Here is a 16,668-nt window from a genome sequence, read left to right on the forward strand (position 1 = left end):
TCCCGAGGGTTCAGGCTTTGGATAGCTAGTGCTCAATACATTGGAAGATGACATAAGCTAGCAAGCGGGGTGATTACATTTCCGTAAGCTGGGCGGATCAGCATTGATGCTTCTGCTCTCCAGCCGTGGGCTTTTCCTGTGCAATTTCCTCTTGCACTTGCGCTTGTGGAACGGGCTTGCTGGTGACCATTGCCGTCTCTCGAGCTCGTTCCATGCGCTCAACCGCACGGTCGCCGCCACCTTCGGCAAAGGCCAGGGACGAAATAGCCAAACTGAGTGTAAGAATCACAACGTTGGTTGCTTTCATAGTGCATCTCCTTCAAGGAATTGACTCTCGATGAAACCAGAGAGTTTGAGCGTCAGCTCGATGAGGATGATGAGGGGACGCACCTGTCAGCACGCTTAGCTGGTGATTACACTTTTGACAGCACACGGAGAAACTCAACATCTGAAAGATCGACGTGCGTCATAAAATTTGACCGCACCACAGAACCGACAGCCGGCTGCATAAATTGATGTAGATCAACCGTGGCACTTCAATGTGGCGTATGTTGAAAAATCAAAATCCGCTAATCAGTACCGGAGATTCTCCATGTTCTGGTTTCGCCATCGTCAACCAACGTTCATACGCCTCGCCATCGTGCTGTGGGTGTTAGCGTTTGGTCTGGCAGCGAGCCAGGGATGTCTGGCACAGCCCAGCCACAATCCAGCTACAACACATGTCTCGCTGAACACCGCGCAAGATCACGATAGCCACGACGCCCATGTCCTCGGTTGCCTTCAGCACTGCGCCGATGCGGCGATAGCTGTAAGTCCTTCGCTCCATCTTCAAATATTTGACCTGTCCAGTTGGACGTTTCTGCTCCTGCTCCCTGCGTTGCTGATTTTGTATCCCGCCAACCCCTCCGCTTTTGCCTTTCTTGCATTACGGCGCCCTGTACCAGCCAGACCGCCTGCCCGCCTGATTTTCGTCCGTTTCAACGATTAATCCGACCTTCTGCGCGCCGATCTTCGGCGCACTGTCTGACTGCGCCAACCTGGCGCGGCTTGGTATTACCTGAGTTGTCCTGACCCTTTGGAGATTGCCATGCATGCCACATTGAAATTTATCCTCGCCACCCTGCTCGTGAGCAGCCCACTCATCGCCTCAGCAGTCGATGAGCATCACCCAGAGGGGCAGACCGCGCCCGCCCAGACAAGCGAAGCAGCTACGCCGATGCAAAACAATGTCATGGCCGAGCAAATGCAAAAAATGCAGGCTGCACACGACAAGGCAGCCGCCGCCAAGACACCTGCCGAGCGACACGCCGCCATGCAGGAGAGCATGAAGACGATGAAGGACAGCATGGCCATGATGCATAAGAACTGTCATGGCAAGGGCATGGGCATGGACGGCAACAAGGACGGCATGGAGATGGGAATGATGAACATGATGATGAAAATGATGGATCAGCAAACGAGCATGATGAACATGCCGATGAGCAAGTGACGCGCACAAGCCTGTAGGCAACGCAGCGACGGTTTTACTTTAGCCAATATGCCAAGGGTAAAACTGCCGCCCGTTGCACCTCTACGACGTATCACTCAACAGCACTCCCTCAGGAGTACAGAACCATGATGAATTCACCACATTCCGCTAACACCTCACCAGCATTTTGGAGGAGCAAACCCGGCATAGCGCTGGGCATGCTGCTGGTGATCGTGCTGTTCTATCTGGCAAGAGAACACTACGGCCATATGCTGGGCTTACTGCCTTACATGATTTTGCTGTTGTGCCCGCTGATGCATTTTTTCGGGCACCACCACGGTGGTCACAGTCATCACGGCCAAACCTCAGACGCCACCAAGGATGAAAAGAGGAGTTAGCTCATGCCCACCCCTGAGCTTCGTTCAGAGCACAACCCAATACAGAAGTCTGAACCCCCACCCACCGGCTCCCATGACCCGGTATGTGGCATGACTGTCAGTATCGACAGCCAGTTCAGCACGGAGTATGAGGGGCAAAATTACCGGTTCTGCAGCCAGAAATGCCAAACGACCTTCAGGGCAGCGCCCGAGCGTTATCGAATATCTCAACGAAAAATCGAACAAGTTCATCAGACAACAGCAGAACCGGTAACGGGTGCCGCTGAATACACATGTCCCATGCATCCGGAAATTCGCCAGATCGGCCCCGGCGTCTGCCCTAAGTGCGGCATGACCTTAGAGCCGGTGATTCCCGAATTAGAGGAGGATGAGAACCCCGAACTTAAGGACTTCACCCGGCGCTTTTGGTGGACATTGCCACTGACAGTGATCGTAACCGTGCTGGCTATGGGTGGCCATGCCCTGGTGCTGTTCCATGGCACCACGCAAAATTGGGTCGAGCTGGGATTGGCGACACCCGTCGTGCTGTGGGCTGGATGGCCATTTTATGTTCGTGGCGTGCGCTCGGTGATTCAGCGTAGTCCGAACATGTGGACGTTGATCGGGCTTGGTACGGCGGCGGCCTTCCTTTACAGCGTCGTGGCCACCCTGGCCCCCGATGTATTCCCCAGCAACTTCATGATGGATGGTCGCATCGGTGTGTACTTCGAAGCGGCGGCTGTGATCATCTCACTGACACTTCTCGGCCAGATGCTCGAGCTCAAGGCTCGCTCGCAAACCTCGGCTGCCATCAAGTCGCTGCTTGGACTGGCCCCAAAAACTGCCCGTCGGATCAATGCCGACGGCACGGAAGAAGACATCCCACTGACACACGTACACAGCGGCGATACATTACGTGTGCGTCCGGGCGAAAAAGTGCCTGTCGACGGCCAGGTGTTGCAAGGCGAAAGTGCTGTAGATGAGTCGATGCTCACCGGCGAGCCAATACCGATAATGAAAAGGGCCGGCGACGCGCTGATCGGAGCCACCCTCAACATTCACGGCAGTCTGGTGATGCAAGCGCAGAAGATCGGGTCAGCGACCCTGCTCGCACAGATTGTGCAGATGGTTGTGCAGGCACAACGCTCAAAAGCGCCGATGCAACGGCTGGCAGATGTGATTGCCAGTTACTTCGTGATCGTTGTGATAGCTATCGCCGCGCTGACTCTACTCGGCTGGGGGCTGTGGGGGCCCGAGCCAAGTTGGGTGTTCGGATTGATCAACGCTGTCGCGGTCATGATCATCGCCTGTCCGTGTGCCCTTGGCCTAGCGACACCGATGTCAGTCATGGTTGCCACCGGTAAGGCTGCTGGCAGCGGCGTATTGTTCCGTGATGCCACCGCCATCGAAAACCTGCGCAAGATAGACATCTTGATAGTCGATAAAACTGGCACCCTCACTGAAGGTCGACCAGCGTTCCATAGCGTCGAGGCCGTACCCGGATTTACTCAGGATGAAGTGTTGCGCCTGGCCGCAAGTCTCGATCAGGGCAGTGAGCATCCATTGGCCCACGCCATCGTCGAGCAGGCTCGTGCCGCAGGGCTAAAACTGGTGACACCTGAAACCTTCGAGTCAGCCTCAGGTATTGGTGTAAGCGGTCAGGTCGAGGGTCGCCGCCTGATGCTAGGCAATACCGCGTTGATGCAGGAGGCCGGCGTTTCCACAGAGAGCTTGCAAGCACATGCCGAGAAGCTTCGCGGCGACGGCACGAGCATCATGTACCTGGCAGTCAATGGCGCCCTGGCGGGTTTGCTGGCTGTTGCCGACCCCATCAAACCCACCACGAAGCTGGCCGTCGAGCGTCTGCAGGCGGATGGCGTCAAGGTCATCATGGCCACTGGCGACGGCCTTACGACTGCTCGCTCGGTAGCTCGCCAGTTGGGCATCGAGGAGGTGCACGGCGAGATCAAACCGCAAGATAAAGAACGTCTGGTGGCATCTCTGCAACAAGCCGGACACCGCGTGGCGATGGCTGGCGACGGCATTAATGATGCCCCCGCACTGGCTCGCGCTGATGTAGGTATCGCCATGGGCACTGGCACTGATGTGGCGATGAACAGCGCTCAGGTCACCCTGGTCAAGGGCGATCTGCTCGGCATCCTGCGTGCTCGCAGCCTGTCAGTCGCAACGGTGAGAAATATGCACCAGAACCTGACCTTCGCCTTCCTTTACAACGCCATGGGCATCCCACTGGCCGCCGGCTTGTTCTTCCCTCTTACCGGTCACCTTCTGTCACCGCTAATTGCCGCACTGGCCATGAGCGTGAGCTCGGCGTCGGTGGTATTCAACGCCTTGCGTCTGCGCCAGGCTTCCATTGATTGAATGAAAACGACCGCTTGACCTTGCCATGGCAGCAAGGTTGAGGATAAGCCAACGCCGCAGAAAAGCCTCATGCGTCAGTCGTTCCATGATCAACTTTGTTGTGAGGGGTCACCAATGAAAACTGTTGAACTGCAAGTCCAAGGCATGAGCTGTGGTTCATGTGTCAAACATGTCACCGAAGCGCTGCGCCCAGTTGAAGGCGTGAGTGACGTAGCGGTGGATTTACAAGCCGGACGGGTGAAGGTCAGCGGCGATTCGGACAGCCATGCGCTGGTTGCAGCCTTACAGGACGCAGGCTATCCAGCACAGCTGGCGACAGTGGAAAGCGTAGCGAGTAAGAAAACCTCGGGCTGTGGCGGGAACGGCGGCGGTTGCTGCTGCCGGTAAGGATTATTTTGAAACTGAAGAACTCAGAATCACCCCGACCTCGTTGGAGTTGCGGCGCCGGGTATGCCCGCTGGTGGAGTACGGCCAAACCAAACAGCCGTACCAGGTGATAGGTCAGACTGTACCGATCAAGTAGTCGCCGATTATCCTAGCCATTGACGACTACGTTACCCTTCAAAAATGCCTGAAGCTATGCATATGACTTCGCCTGCCTTCACGATCATAACGACACTTTGTATTTGTCTAGGAAGGTTCGCCCATACAAAAATGAACACGTCCATCATTGCAGCACTTGGGGCGGCAAATGGTGGTGCCCCTGTGAAAGACGCAAGAACTCACGGAGGCTTGAGCGCCCGTTCCCTCGCTGAAAAGTCGCGATCACGTACCGTGAGTTCACCGTTGTCAGCACCCAAAATCGTCCCTCGCGTTCAGCCTTAATAACGTCTGAAGTTCGGATTAAATGACCATCGCCGAACCGACCGTACTGGTCTTCGCGTTTGTGGCCAAAAACTACGCCTATGCAGGTGCGCGCCCTGATGGCGACTCCACAGAGGTAGGCGGTAACGGGCTTGTCAAACCCTTGCCCCTGAGCTTTGATGATTCGCATAAGATCGAAATCTGTATGGCGCTTAACGTGAAAACTTACCTCAGTCCTGTTCAGCATAATTCTTCCTTTGACCGCTCGTATGGCGCGACCAGGAGTTCGACACGAAATCATCCAATCTGATGCCGTGCCGAAAACCTGATGGATTTCAGGCTGCGCGGATCATGTCCGCATGGAAAATCGGACTTAGATTGGCCAGCAAGTCGCTTCTGAACCCAGCTTGGTGAGAGCTGTGGTACTTGGAGCCTGTCTCCACTTCTAGTAGGCAAACGAAGCACTCGTTATCGTCTTCACCAAGCGTTACTTTCGTCAGTGTCTCCATTCGCCAGCCTTCTGTTCCATTCATGTAACCGGGAGTGACTACTTGCACGTCTGTGATGAAGGTCTCTGCGTCCTGCGCTATTAGCATCTGTTGGAGCCGAGGTTCGCTGTCGACCATCAGAGCCGCCTCGGTGATTCGGCCTTGGTGCTTCGCCTGGACTGTGACGTGATACCAATGAGTACGAAGCAATCTGGATACCTGATGCCATTGGCATTCACCTTCCCCAAACATGCCCGGCAGACCGAGCATGTCGTCGTCGTGTGTTCTAAACATCGTATGTTCTTGTGTCTCAAGGGGCTCCGTTACGGAGCGCAGGTTAGAAGAAGGAAAAAATGGTTTTCAGGCTCGCAGGTTGTTCATGACCTGGGCCAAGCAAGACGTAAGCCGTATTTCTGGTTTCGAACACGACGCCGTCATTGAAGCTGGTGCACATGCTTGAACGAACCCAGTCGCCTTGCTGAAAACGTCCCTGACTGTCCTCGACCACATTGTGAGCAAACACGATCATTGGGAGCTGGCCGACTGCATGAACTTTGGCGAGCTCATCGGGCGTGACATCAATGCGAAATATTGTCCAGTCCGTGATCAAACAGTACGGTTTACCGGGGAAGCGTTGGCTCACCAGCGCTCGTGCTTCTGAGCTGCTGGACAGGCCTTCAAGAGGCGTCCGTGGCCCTTTCATAAAGTCGGGTTCTTCGACGCTAGCCATAGGGTGTCCTTTGATTAATAACCAGGAAATTGACAATTCAATCCTGTTTGTTGCAGTTCGCCGTCGTGCGGATAGGCCTCCCGCACGCGTGCTGCGTTGCGCTATTTGCGACGATCTAAATCATGGAAGGCCGACCTTAGAACTCGGCGCGCACCGCAATACGGATCATAGCCCGTGTTATGGTGCGTCGCAATATGGCTTTATCCTCGATTTACTTGAGGAAAAGTCATGGAGGCGGCAGAAGCACTAGCTGTAGTGGTACGCGCCGTGCGTAGAAGAAAAGGCCTATCTCAAGAAAACCTGATCAGCATCGACCGTTCCTACTGGGGCCAGATAGAGCGTGGGGAAGTAAACATCACGATTGACGTCCTCATTCGACTAGCAGCGCTACTGGAGGTAGAGGCGGCTTCGTTGATCCTCATGGCGACCTCTCTGCAGTCCAATGAACCATTCCGGGAAGGGCTGAAGCGTCTAAACAAGCAGTTGAATAAGATTAAAAGAGATGGCGTCGATTCTGAGATGGAGTCGTTGTCACGTGCTGGGAAGCTACCACCTGGTCGACCACCTCGATCCGGGGCGGCGGACAAGGCTGCAGAGGCTAATCGTCTGAACAACGAAGGAGTATCCGTGGCCGAGATTTCGGAAACATTGGGGCTGTCGAAAACTACCGTTCGCAGATATCTAAAAACAACCACACCCGAACATCCGTGATTTCCGAATGACCTCTAAATGACCAGCACCCGACTGAAAATGTCACAGGAAGGACAGCTGTGGAAGACTGCTCTGGAACACCTTGGCCCCATAGGTCTCCATCAATTTGTTGTCGAGATTTGGCCTAGTGCCCGGCCTGCGGCTCGTCCAACTGTCGAGTACCTGGACAGCGACCACGTTGGCGGTGACGTGCTGAATTTACTGAGAATTGCTCAAATCGCTGTAGGCGCGGTTGTGCCTTACAGGCCGGTTGAGTCAGGCAGGATCGCGATCTATTCCGCACACGCCGAGCATCTTGCACGCGGGCTATTGCAGGCCATGCCGGTCGGAAAGCTTCCGCCCAGTTTGAAGGGGGCCCGGCTTGAGGCTGAGCTGGGAATGTAGATCGAATTCGGAGACCCAGCCCAGACCTGCCCCGGAAGGGGGTAGTCAGGTCATGCTGTCTAGGAGCAGGCCAGAATCAGAGGGATTGGCTTGATTCTGACCCATGCTCAATAACTCAAGTTAACTGGCTCTAGATCCAAACTCGATGATCCAGTTGTACAGGGCTGTCACATCGGCTTCAAATACATCCAGCTCAAGACCGCTACTTGGCATCTCCTCAGACTGAGCATGCTCAAACACTGAGTAGCGAGTCATTAGGTCATCAATGAAATTGCAGTCGTCATTTGTTACCTTGGCCACCTTGTACAACTTGCCCTGGGTATTGATTGCACGCCTGAAGCGACCGACGACATCCGCCAACAGAACGTACTCAATCGTCTTCTCGACGATGATCCTGAAGTCACTGCAGGCGCTCTTGGCGAGCACCTCATAAGTCTCGACCTCAGCCTTCTCCTGAAGCTTTCTCAGACGGGTAATCGTATTGTCGATTAAACCCCTGACAGCGCTTTCCGGTCTCAAGTCTCTAGCACTCGCAGTGGCGACAATGCCTGCCGTTTTTTCCATCCTCCGAAGTGACGTCAGCGTTGACTTGATGGAGGGCTTCCCTGGCGTCTGTTCCCATTTCTTAGTAACAGCTTCTACCTGGGCAACGAGAGAAAGCCGGTGGGTAAATATGATGACCTGCCTTGTCTGTGACAAGGACGCGAGGCGCTCGACCACCTTCTCTTCAAAGTCTTGGTCAAGCGACGAAATCGGGTCATCGAAAATGAACGGGGCCAGTTGGTTTGAGCCTGTGGTGTCTGCAAGGAACGCGGCGAGTGCGGCGATTCTGGTTTCACCTTCGCTCAAGATGTATTCCAGGCCGTGTGAGCCATGTGCACCTACGAGGTTCAAACCGAAGGTGATCTTCCCTTTGCCACCAGATTTGCTTTGCGGAGCTATTGGTATGCGGTGGCCGCCCAGGAGCTTCAACTCGTCGATGAATCGAGCTTGGTAACCAGCATCCAGTTCGGTCTTAGCCAGCTCATTTTTCTTGGTGGTGAGAGAGTTGGTGGCTGCTGAGCGTGAAGCTTTGTCTATCGCTGCAACTGCGATCAGCCTAGCCCTTTCAGCGCTGATGGAGGACTTGTTTTGTGAGAGCCACTGCTTGGCTTGAAGGCGCTGAACTCGGTCTTGCATTGCCTGGCGATGCTCATCCTTCAACAGGGCCGACAGGCTCACTTCTTCGGCAATCAGGTCTGCAGACTTAGCTTTTGCCGCTTCGTTTATGCTCGACCAGTCGATAGGCTGCAAGGTGCCGACAGGGCTCCCCAGTACAATTTGATCAAGCCGCGCTTTCAGCATGCCAAGCCAGGTGATCCCATCGGTCTCTTCGAAGCCCAGAGTGGACATTTGAACAATCCAGTCCGCTTGTCCTGGAAGAGCCGGCAGCTGTTTTTTGCGATCAGTAAAACTACCTTCAGCTTTCTTGGCGGTAGTCTCAAGGCCGTCGGTTACAAACTTTTCAAACCCGGCCAGGCGGACTTTTGCCTCCTCGCCGAGGCTTTGGTGGCAAAGCACGCAACGCGAATCAGCCGAAACGTTGGGGAACGGAGATTCAGCGTAGGCCATGCCGGTAGAGTAAGCACGGGCGTGTTCCCACATCTGCTGCCAGGTCGCAGAGCCGACGCCTTCAAGCTCTGCTTTCCCGAAAATGGCTGCCGCCGCCTCTTCGCAGGTGCTTCTTGCCTTGACGGCTGTATTTTTCAGATTTTCCAGCTCAGCCGCCGCTGCGTCGTTCAATCCCAGCTGGAGTGTCGACATCGTTGTTTCAATATTTTTCAGTACGGTTTTTTCTTTGTTGATGGCCAAAAGCCGACCAGCAATATCCTTCTCTGCGAGCAAGGCTTCGTTCTCTATACGCTCCCGATCAAGTTGGTCGGTGTACAGACATTCCTTATCAATGCTCGCGGTAGTAGTCGTACCCTTCAGACCCTGAAGCCATTTCGCTTCGGCAGTTTGATTTAGGATCTCAGGGATGGCGGGTAGTGCTTTGCTGAGTAATGCCTTTTCACCGGCAAGCTCTGCGTTAACTGCGTCCGCTGTAATGATCAGCGCCGATACAAACTTCATCCGGCTGGGTTCATAGCATGCCTCAGTCCTGCCCATGTACTGCTGGGCTGCCTTGCTGTCGAACACCTGTGCATGCCGTAGAGCTTTGTGGGGCCCGCTGGGTATATCCCAGTGAACATCAGCGGGCTTGCCGTCAATGGACACCTTGAAATGAGCACGGCATGGCGTATGGGTTGGATCGAAGACATTGCTGTGTATCTCGTCCTTGGAACGTGATCCGCAGATCTGCTTTAGCAACCGGGCAAATCCGCTCTTGCCGGTTCCATTCTGTCCGTAGATCACCGCGAGATTGCTTTTACCGAATGGGAGATTGGCGCCGGCTTTAATCGCGTTCAACCCATGCACATCAAGGATCTCGTCAATCCGAAGCAAGGGTCTGTTGGCTGCCTGCGATAACGTACCAGGAGTTACGGTCAGAAATCCTGGATCAGCCTCATCCTTGGCTTCGAGCTTGCACAGCCTAGCTAGCGTTTTGATCTCCTCTTGGTTCAGCTGTCGCTTCGAGTCGATCAGCATACGAGCTGCTGTCTGCAACCATTTAGGGCGTCCGTTCAGCCAAGTCTCGAAATCATCAGCTACTACCGGCTCTATCTCAATCGTCGACATGGCGTACCTATCTCACGGGTAAATCCTTGAGCGTAGGCGCAGAATGGCTTTTTGCCACTATTTCGCCGTTTAAGTGGTTGCGAAATATGACCACCAAGGTCTCTCCATGACCATTGATATTGAGTAGCGTGTCGAGTTGGCTATGTGAGGCCGGGCACTGCGATGTGAGCGTGGCCTTCTCTGGAGTCAGCCATCTATTTTGAAGGAAGACCGAAGCTGGCGATGAGGCTTGCCGTCGTTAGAATGCACATCACAACAAGCAAAGCCGTTGAGCCGAGGTTATCCAGAATAACTGCAGCTGCCACAGGGCCTACGGCCTGTGCGACCAGCATTGGACGGGCCAATAAGCCCATGCGGGCGCCGTAGCCATCTTGCCCAAAAAGAGCCAATGGTAGCGTCCCTCGTGCAATGGTCAGAATCCCATTTCCAGCGCCGTATAGCGCCATCGCAATGAATGCCAACCATGGAATAGCCGGTATCAGCAGCGCGATTCCTATCCCGCTTAGCAATATAGCGACCTTGGCGGATGTGGTCGGATGCAAGTTTCGCCCAAGGGAGAACTCTGCAAGCCGGGCTACGACTTGAGATGGCCCTATCATCATGCCGATGGCCAGTGCAGTGGCTGTAGCGATGCCGAGCAGCTTCAGCACATCAAGCAAATGCACAGAAATTGAAGAGATCACCAGCGACTGGAGTGTCAGTAGCGCTGCCAACAGCAGAAAGAGGCGATTACCTGATTTGGTGTGATGGGCGGTGGCCACGGAAGAGGCGTGTGTAGGAACTGCCGCACTGTTAGGAATGCTCTCACTCTTTGGAATCAACAAGAGATGAATCGGTAATCCTATGACCAGATGAGCTGCGGCTAACGTGACGCAGCTATATCTCCAGCCAATCTGATGTTCCAGGCCGGCGATCAATGGCCAACCCAAAGTGCTGGCGAACCCACCCAGTAGAGTGAGGCCGGTCATCGAAGTGCGTGCGCCCTCGCCAAATAGTCGTCCAAGAGTCGAGAAGGCTGCGTCATACAGACCCGCAGCCATAGCGGCACCAATGAATGTCCAGGCCAGGTAGTAGATGACCAGGTTGCTCGCCACACCCATCAGCAGCAGCCCCAGTGCCATCAATATCGAACTGGTTGCCAGGACGGGGCGGCCACCATGCCGATCTATCTGCCTCCCGACCAAGGGGGAACAAGCCCCTGCAACCAACAAACCCCATGAAAGTCCGGCCACGGTGCTGGTAATCGACCATCCCATCTCTCGTGCAATCGGCGTCGCGAGGACTGCGGGCAAATAATACGTTGTACTCCAGGCGAGTATCTGTGCGATGCCCATCGCCCAGACCAGCCCAACTCGATTGACCGTGCCCTGTCTGCTGATTGGATAACTCACAAGGTGCGAGCCCATATTAGTTGTTAGATGCAACAAATTAGCGAGGCCGGTACAGCATCGTCAACCAAAATGAGGAAGTGGTTGACCGTTTCCTGAAACCAAGATTATCGTTGCACCTAACAACTAATTTGTGATGGCCATGGCAAAGCGAAAAAAAGACCAGCTGACTCAGGATTCCGAAGATCTATACGAAGCCTTGAACCAACTCGTCCGGGTGTATCAGTTCCGCGACCGGGATCGCATCTGTTGCTACGACGTTTCGGTCACGCAATGCTATGCCATCGAGACTCTGGTCAAAATGGGCCGACTCCGCCTGCAAGCGCTGGCAGAAGAGATGTTTCTGGATAAAAGCACTGCAAGCCGGGTGGTCGATACGCTTGAGCGCAAGGGCTATGTGTCGCGGGTGGAGGACAGTGAGGATCGTCGTGCAGTGCAGGTTGAGGTTACTGAATCTGGTCATGAGCTTTACCAGAAGATCCGCGCTGACCTGATCGCTGAAGAGCGGGCAATGATCGAACAGATGTCACCCGAAGCGCGCCAAGGGGCGTTGAGCTTGCTGAAACAAATCTCTCGAGCGACAGAGATTCGTTGTGGTCTGGTCAGTGGCTGCTGCCCGTCAGTGCCCGATGTGAAATGAGGGCGAAGCCCCTTTTTTTTATTAGAAATGTTGTTACTACCAACTGGATGGATAAGCATGCATATTCGATTTGCTGAAGTCAGGGACGCTGTGTCGATAGCTGGCATCTACAACCAGGGTATTGAAGAGAGAAGCTCTACATTCGAGACAGCGCCGCGTAATCCAAATGACATGCTTGAGCGCATCTCCCTGATGGAGCGCTATCCGACCCTGGTTATGGTCAACGATGCGGATGAAGTGGTCGCGTGGGCAGGATTGAGTAGCTATCGTTCTCGCGCCTGCTACGACGGTATCGCAGATTTTTCGATCTATCTGGATCGCGGTGTTCGAGGCCAGGGACTAGGAAAAGTTTTGCTTCAAGCTCTACTGGATGAGGCCCATGCCCGAGGGTTTTGGAAGGTGCTGTCCCGCATCTTTACCTTTAATGCGGCTAGTTTGGCGTTGTGCCGTTCATGTGGGTTTCGGGAGGTGGGTGTGTACGAAAAACATGCATGCCTTGAAGGTCGGTGGCTTGATTGTGTGATCGTCGAGCATCTAATCCCTGCTAATCAGCCGTACTAAAGCAAGGAGTCAGTCTTGGACAGTAAACTTCCTATCGCCATTATCGGCGCGGGCCCCGTGGGGTTGGCTGCTGCCTGCCACCTCATCGCGAGAGGGCTGACTCCCATGATCTTCGAGGCAGGGCCCAGTGCCGGGGCAAGTATCGAAAACTGGGCACACGTGCGGATGTTCTCTCCATGGAGGTTCAACATCGACAAGCAGGCCGCCACTCTGCTCACGGCCCAAGGATGGGTGGCGCCCGCTGAGGGCGTTTATCCCACCGGGCGTGAACTGCTAGATGACTACGTATATCAACTTTCAGCACTGCCATCCGTGAATAGGCATTTATGCCTGAACACCGAAGTCCTAGCAGTTACTCGGTTCGGCCAGGACGTCATGAAGACGAAGAACCGTGCAGCCGCATCATTTCTGCTTCGGGTCAGGACTCCAGAGGGCGAAAAGGATGTGCTCGCCAGCGCCGTCATAGATGCATCCGGCACCTTCCGCTCGCCAAATTGGATGGGAGCACATGGTATTCCTGCGTTGGGCGAGAAGGATTTGGCTGAACGTATCGCCTATGGCATTCCCGAAGTGCTTCATAGTCAACGCCAACGCTATGCAAATCGGCGTGTCATGGTGGTAGGCAGTGGGCACTCTGCGTTCAACGTCTTGCAAGACTTGGCCCGGCTTGCCCTCCAGGAGCTTGGCACGAAGATTTTCTGGGTGATTCGCGGCTCCTCTTTGGATCGCATATTGGGCGGAGGGGCAAACGACAAGCTGGAGGAGCGCGGAAAACTGGGACAGAGGATTCGCCAGCTGTTGAACGATGGGGCCATTGAGCTGTTCACCAACATCGCCATCGACAGGGTTGTTGCAACTGACGATGGCATCGTTGTTGAAGCGGGCGCTCAAGCTCTCCCCGTGGTGGATGAGGTCGTGGTTGCAACGGGCTTCCGACCTGAATTGGGGCTACTTGCAGAACTGCGCCTGGCGCTGGATTCAGCGACTCAGAGCCCTATCCATCTAGCCCCACTGATTGATCCGAATGAGCACAGTTGCGGCACGGTTCGCCCGCATGGTGCCGTCGAGTTGGCTCACCCTGATGAAGGGGTCTTCATCGTAGGAATGAAGAGCTATGGCCGTGCCCCGACTTTCCTGCTCCTGACAGGTTATGAGCAGGTGCGTTCGGTGGTCGCGGCGCTGGCCGGTGATTGGGATGCGGCCAAGCGAGTTGAATTGGTCTTGCCAGAGACAGGCGTGTGCAGTACGCAATTCGATGATGCTGACTGCTGCGACCGTGCGGCAAACCCAGACTGCTGCGAGCCAACTTGTTGCACAGATGCGGATAAGGCTGCTGAAGGTGTGCCGACATCGACCCGCTCCTGCTGCTCGTAGCCCTATGCGAAGTAACTAGGCGTTTGCCCAGACCTCTTCCTGACTGAGAAGGATACCTAGCGCCCCTCATGCAGATTAACTAGGCACGAGGGGCGGAGTGTCTAGCTGGACGACCTAGGCAAGAACCGCCCCGCTAGCTGCAAAACAAGCGTGATTACACGTTAAACCTCCGCGACTTGAAGCTGATCTTCTCTTTGAATTCCTCCACTTTCCCGATGCGGCGAATGCTCGCCCACGTCCCTTTGTAATATGGGATTACGTTTCGGTCTGTCCATGGCGTGGTCAGATCGCCCATCACGCCGTTGAAATGGCCGAACTGCATAAACGTCTGGTTACGCTTGATATCCGGCTCCAGGTAGGCCAGCGCGTAGGATGAACCGTAGTCATTAAACACCTCGACCACGTCCCCCGATGTAATAGCCAAGGCTTGTGCATCTTCGGGGTTGATTTCCAGATAGGCCATCGGCACGCGCCGTTGTACGAAGTCGTTGTATTGATCGTGGTAGAGCGTTTGCCACACTTCGTTGATGCGTCCGTTGTTGACCCAGAACTGGTATTTTTCCTTCTGCTCTGCCACTGGCTTCGGCAATCCTGGCCACGTCGCGGACTTGAACTCAGCCTTGCCGTCCGGAGTGTCGAACTTGTAGTCGGTGTAGAGCATCTCTGTGCCGATCAGTTTGCCATCTCGGTATTCTTTGGCGGGTAACTGGACTCCATTGTTGCCCATGGCCCTCAACCGTTCGTAGGTGACAAGATTGCCCGTGCTGCCGCCCTGGCTATCGATAGGGCCGGCACCGGCTTGGCCGACCATACGGAAGCCATCATTGAAGGCGTCCTCCTCGGTTTTCCAATCGAACCCGGAAAAACGCGCCGCCATTTCCTGTTTTCCTTCTGCGAGATACATCTGCTGAAGGGTATTGGCGATAGCCGCCGCGATCAGGCAGTCGGCTTTCGCTGAGCCAGGAGGATCCATGAATCGTTCCGATAGCCGCATCCTGCGCTCGCCATTCATCGAGGTGAGATTCATCTCACCCGGATGGGCTGCCGGCAGCATTACGTGTGCGGCTTCTGCCAGCTTGGTGGGGTAGAGGTTGATATTGGCAAGGAAAAGCCCGCCTTTGGTTTTCACCGCATCGTAAATCGCATCGACCATCTGCGCGGTTGAACCGCCACGGACATTGGCCATGGCTTCTCTGACAATATTGGCTCGTCGCAGAATGACCGTGCGATGCTGCTCGGCATTGAGCGTGGTCTGGAACGGGTTGGCCCCCCATGCCGTATACATCATGCCCTTGCCATTGATGATCTCCTGATCCACATAGATCTTGGTGTCGCCCGGATAGGGAGGACGTGTGTACCCCTCCTGATGCCCACCCATACGCACCACACCTGTACCTCGGCGTCCGACGTTATGGGTCGCCAGCACTAGGTCGACCAAAGCGGACTGGATGAGGTAGTTGTCATTCCCCCAGATGATCCCTTTCTCGTATGCATGCATGGTGTGGGGGCGGTGACCAGACGCTTTGGGTTTGTAGGCCCATTCGGCTGCAAGCTTGAGTTTATCTGCCGACACGCCGGTGATACGGCTGGTTTCTTCAAGCGACAGCCGGTTTGCTTGAAGTGCTTGATCGAACCCCTTGGTATGGGCCGCGATAAATTCCTGGTCATGCCATTTTTGGTCGACCACGTAGGTCAGTAGGCCGTTGAACAGAGCGATATCTGACCCCGGCTCGATATCGAGGTGAAGCACGTTGTCCTTACCTGCCGCTTGTTCGGCTACCGCGATAGTGGGCGTCCTGCGCGGGTCAACAAAGATTACTTTCGCAGGGACGACACTCTCACCAGGAAAACGCTGTTTACGTTTTTCGACAGTCTGCCCCTGCAAGTTGGGTAGCCAGTGGGCCAGGAAGTAGTTGGTTTGGGTTTCGTATGAGTTGCAGCCGATGGCAATAATGACGTCGGCCAACTCGGCGTCTTCATAGCTGTTGTTGAGTTCGCCAATGCCCATCTCGCGGGTAGCGTGGCACTCGGAGTTATAGGCGGGACGGTTGTGGATACGTACCAGCGGTGTTTTCAGCGCCGTGAACATCAACTTGCCGGTGCCCCAGGTATTCTCAAACCCGCCTCCGGCACCTCCGTGATCGAAGCAGTCAAAGGCGAGTGCGGCGGGCCCGTCATTATCGAGAATCTTCTTGGTCACGCCCGCATAAAGCGCCAGCGCATCATCCCAGCTGGTATCCACCCACTGGTCAGCCACATAAACGCGTGGACTGCGTAATCGCTCCTTACCGACGCCATCTGGGCTGTACATGACCTTGGCCAACTGTCCGCCTCGTGTGGACGAGAGGCCTTTATTAACTTCGCACTGTTTGTCCGGCACGATCATGATGTTGTAGCGCTTGCCGTCCTTGTCGGTGATCGTGTTTTGCATTGCCGGGGTCATGATGACGGCCAAGGGCGGCAATTGTTTGCGGAAGTCGAGCCCGAGTGCATTTTCATCGGGAGCCCGTCCGCCTTCTTGGCTCTCCGGCCATTTGTATACGTGATAACCACATCCCACGATGCAGAAGTGGCAGGTCAGGTTAGTCTTTTGGGCCCCTGGAGGCGGGAGCGCCACACGATCTTTGTTGGTTGCCATTTGAA

16 protein-coding genes are annotated in these 16,668 nt (G+C 54.9%); 9 read left to right on the forward strand and 7 right to left on the reverse strand.

The features are described from left to right. Positions 1 to 97 precede the first annotated feature (97 nt). A complete protein-coding gene (locus AC3WTM_RS13220; RefSeq protein WP_102668788.1) occupies positions 98 to 307 on the reverse strand; it encodes a co-regulatory protein PtrA N-terminal domain-containing protein in 210 nt (69 codons plus the stop codon). 285 nt (positions 308 to 592) lie between these two features. Between AC3WTM_RS13220 and AC3WTM_RS13225 the strand changes: the two genes are divergently transcribed. From AC3WTM_RS13225 to AC3WTM_RS13245, 5 genes are all read left to right on the forward strand, one after another. Beyond that, on the forward strand, positions 593 to 988 hold the full coding sequence (locus AC3WTM_RS13225) for a hypothetical protein (RefSeq protein ID WP_102668789.1): 396 nt from the start codon (positions 593 to 595) through the stop codon (positions 986 to 988). 99 nt (positions 989 to 1,087) lie between these two features. After that, positions 1,088 to 1,489 (forward strand): hypothetical protein, encoded by a 402-nt coding sequence (locus AC3WTM_RS13230; protein WP_102668790.1) that lies wholly within the window; start codon positions 1,088 to 1,090, stop codon positions 1,487 to 1,489. A gap of 125 nt (positions 1,490 to 1,614) precedes the next feature. Further along, complete coding sequence (locus tag AC3WTM_RS13235) at positions 1,615 to 1,866, forward strand: DUF2933 domain-containing protein (RefSeq protein WP_102668791.1); 252 nt, start codon at positions 1,615 to 1,617, stop codon at positions 1,864 to 1,866. Between the two features lie 90 nt (positions 1,867 to 1,956). After that, on the forward strand, positions 1,957 to 4,227 hold the full coding sequence (locus tag AC3WTM_RS13240) for a heavy metal translocating P-type ATPase (protein WP_102668792.1): 2,271 nt from the start codon (positions 1,957 to 1,959) through the stop codon (positions 4,225 to 4,227). Between the two features lie 114 nt (positions 4,228 to 4,341). Then, positions 4,342 to 4,614: a heavy-metal-associated domain-containing protein gene (locus AC3WTM_RS13245; RefSeq protein ID WP_102668793.1), complete on the forward strand. Its 273-nt coding sequence runs from the start codon at positions 4,342 to 4,344 to the stop codon at positions 4,612 to 4,614. A gap of 280 nt (positions 4,615 to 4,894) precedes the next feature. Here the strand turns inward: AC3WTM_RS13245 and AC3WTM_RS13250 are convergent, their stop codons facing one another. The 3 genes from AC3WTM_RS13250 to AC3WTM_RS13260 all read right to left on the reverse strand — a co-directional run bounded on the left by AC3WTM_RS13250 (position 4,895) and on the right by AC3WTM_RS13260 (position 6,249). Then, the gene (locus AC3WTM_RS13250; RefSeq protein WP_102668794.1) at positions 4,895 to 5,278 is read right to left on the reverse strand and encodes a hypothetical protein; all 384 of its coding nucleotides are present in this window, start codon (positions 5,276 to 5,278) and stop codon (positions 4,895 to 4,897) included. Between the two features lie 88 nt (positions 5,279 to 5,366). Further along, entirely contained in the window at positions 5,367 to 5,789 is a 423-nt protein-coding gene (locus tag AC3WTM_RS13255) for a hypothetical protein (protein ID WP_306283494.1), read from the reverse strand. 67 nt (positions 5,790 to 5,856) lie between these two features. Then, entirely contained in the window at positions 5,857 to 6,249 is a 393-nt protein-coding gene (locus tag AC3WTM_RS13260; RefSeq protein ID WP_102668796.1) for a DUF6957 family protein, read from the reverse strand. A gap of 228 nt (positions 6,250 to 6,477) precedes the next feature. Here AC3WTM_RS13260 and AC3WTM_RS13265 point away from each other — a divergent pair, with 228 nt between their 5' ends. After that, complete coding sequence (locus AC3WTM_RS13265) at positions 6,478 to 6,960, forward strand: helix-turn-helix domain-containing protein (protein WP_102668797.1); 483 nt, start codon at positions 6,478 to 6,480, stop codon at positions 6,958 to 6,960. Between the two features lie 504 nt (positions 6,961 to 7,464). On the opposite strand, the gene AC3WTM_RS13270 is transcribed toward AC3WTM_RS13265, so the two are convergent. Further along, a complete protein-coding gene (locus AC3WTM_RS13270; RefSeq protein ID WP_102668799.1) occupies positions 7,465 to 10,062 on the reverse strand; it encodes an AAA family ATPase in 2,598 nt (865 codons plus the stop codon). Between the two features lie 194 nt (positions 10,063 to 10,256). Next, positions 10,257 to 11,453, reverse strand: a complete 1,197-nt coding sequence (locus AC3WTM_RS13275) for an MFS transporter (RefSeq protein WP_256586060.1) — start codon at positions 11,451 to 11,453, stop codon at positions 10,257 to 10,259. A 139-nt stretch (positions 11,454 to 11,592) separates the two neighbouring features. On the opposite strand from AC3WTM_RS13275, the gene AC3WTM_RS13280 reads away from it, so the two are divergent. From AC3WTM_RS13280 to AC3WTM_RS13290, 3 genes are read left to right on the forward strand one after another with little or no spacing between them, the layout of a single operon-like run. Next, the gene (locus tag AC3WTM_RS13280; RefSeq protein WP_102668991.1) at positions 11,593 to 12,090 is read left to right on the forward strand and encodes a MarR family winged helix-turn-helix transcriptional regulator; all 498 of its coding nucleotides are present in this window, start codon (positions 11,593 to 11,595) and stop codon (positions 12,088 to 12,090) included. Between the two features lie 57 nt (positions 12,091 to 12,147). Beyond that, a complete protein-coding gene (locus AC3WTM_RS13285) occupies positions 12,148 to 12,651 on the forward strand; it encodes an arsinothricin resistance N-acetyltransferase ArsN1 family A (protein WP_102668801.1) in 504 nt (167 codons plus the stop codon). 15 nt (positions 12,652 to 12,666) lie between these two features. Beyond that, complete coding sequence (locus AC3WTM_RS13290; protein ID WP_102668802.1) at positions 12,667 to 14,025, forward strand: NAD(P)-binding domain-containing protein; 1,359 nt, start codon at positions 12,667 to 12,669, stop codon at positions 14,023 to 14,025. Between the two features lie 154 nt (positions 14,026 to 14,179). Here the strand turns inward: AC3WTM_RS13290 and AC3WTM_RS13295 are convergent, their stop codons facing one another. After that, complete coding sequence (locus AC3WTM_RS13295; protein ID WP_102668803.1) at positions 14,180 to 16,663, reverse strand: arsenate reductase (azurin) large subunit; 2,484 nt, start codon at positions 16,661 to 16,663, stop codon at positions 14,180 to 14,182. Positions 16,664 to 16,668 lie beyond the last annotated feature (5 nt).

It is taken from the genome of Pseudomonas sp. EU05-FHT14B02 (assembly GCF_058791055.1).

Excerpts from the sequence above, each read along its gene's own strand:
- AC3WTM_RS13220 (WP_102668788.1), bottom strand. The coding sequence starts at position 307 with ATGAAAGCAACCAACGTTGTGATTCTTACACTCAGTTTGGCTATTTCG.
- AC3WTM_RS13225 (WP_102668789.1), top strand. The coding sequence starts at position 593 with ATGTTCTGGTTTCGCCATCGTCAACCAACGTTCATACGCCTCGCCATC.
- AC3WTM_RS13230 (WP_102668790.1), top strand. The coding sequence starts at position 1,088 with ATGCATGCCACATTGAAATTTATCCTCGCCACCCTGCTCGTGAGCAGC.
- AC3WTM_RS13235 (WP_102668791.1), top strand. The coding sequence starts at position 1,615 with ATGATGAATTCACCACATTCCGCTAACACCTCACCAGCATTTTGGAGG.
- AC3WTM_RS13240 (WP_102668792.1), top strand. The coding sequence starts at position 1,957 with ATGACTGTCAGTATCGACAGCCAGTTCAGCACGGAGTATGAGGGGCAA.
- AC3WTM_RS13245 (WP_102668793.1), top strand. The coding sequence starts at position 4,342 with ATGAAAACTGTTGAACTGCAAGTCCAAGGCATGAGCTGTGGTTCATGT.
- AC3WTM_RS13250 (WP_102668794.1), bottom strand. The coding sequence starts at position 5,278 with ATGCTGAACAGGACTGAGGTAAGTTTTCACGTTAAGCGCCATACAGAT.
- AC3WTM_RS13255 (WP_306283494.1), bottom strand. The coding sequence starts at position 5,789 with ATGCTCGGTCTGCCGGGCATGTTTGGGGAAGGTGAATGCCAATGGCAT.
- AC3WTM_RS13260 (WP_102668796.1), bottom strand. The coding sequence starts at position 6,249 with ATGGCTAGCGTCGAAGAACCCGACTTTATGAAAGGGCCACGGACGCCT.
- AC3WTM_RS13265 (WP_102668797.1), top strand. The coding sequence starts at position 6,478 with ATGGAGGCGGCAGAAGCACTAGCTGTAGTGGTACGCGCCGTGCGTAGA.
- AC3WTM_RS13270 (WP_102668799.1), bottom strand. The coding sequence starts at position 10,062 with ATGTCGACGATTGAGATAGAGCCGGTAGTAGCTGATGATTTCGAGACT.
- AC3WTM_RS13280 (WP_102668991.1), top strand. The coding sequence starts at position 11,593 with ATGGCAAAGCGAAAAAAAGACCAGCTGACTCAGGATTCCGAAGATCTA.
- AC3WTM_RS13285 (WP_102668801.1), top strand. The coding sequence starts at position 12,148 with ATGCATATTCGATTTGCTGAAGTCAGGGACGCTGTGTCGATAGCTGGC.
- AC3WTM_RS13295 (WP_102668803.1), bottom strand. The coding sequence starts at position 16,663 with ATGGCAACCAACAAAGATCGTGTGGCGCTCCCGCCTCCAGGGGCCCAA.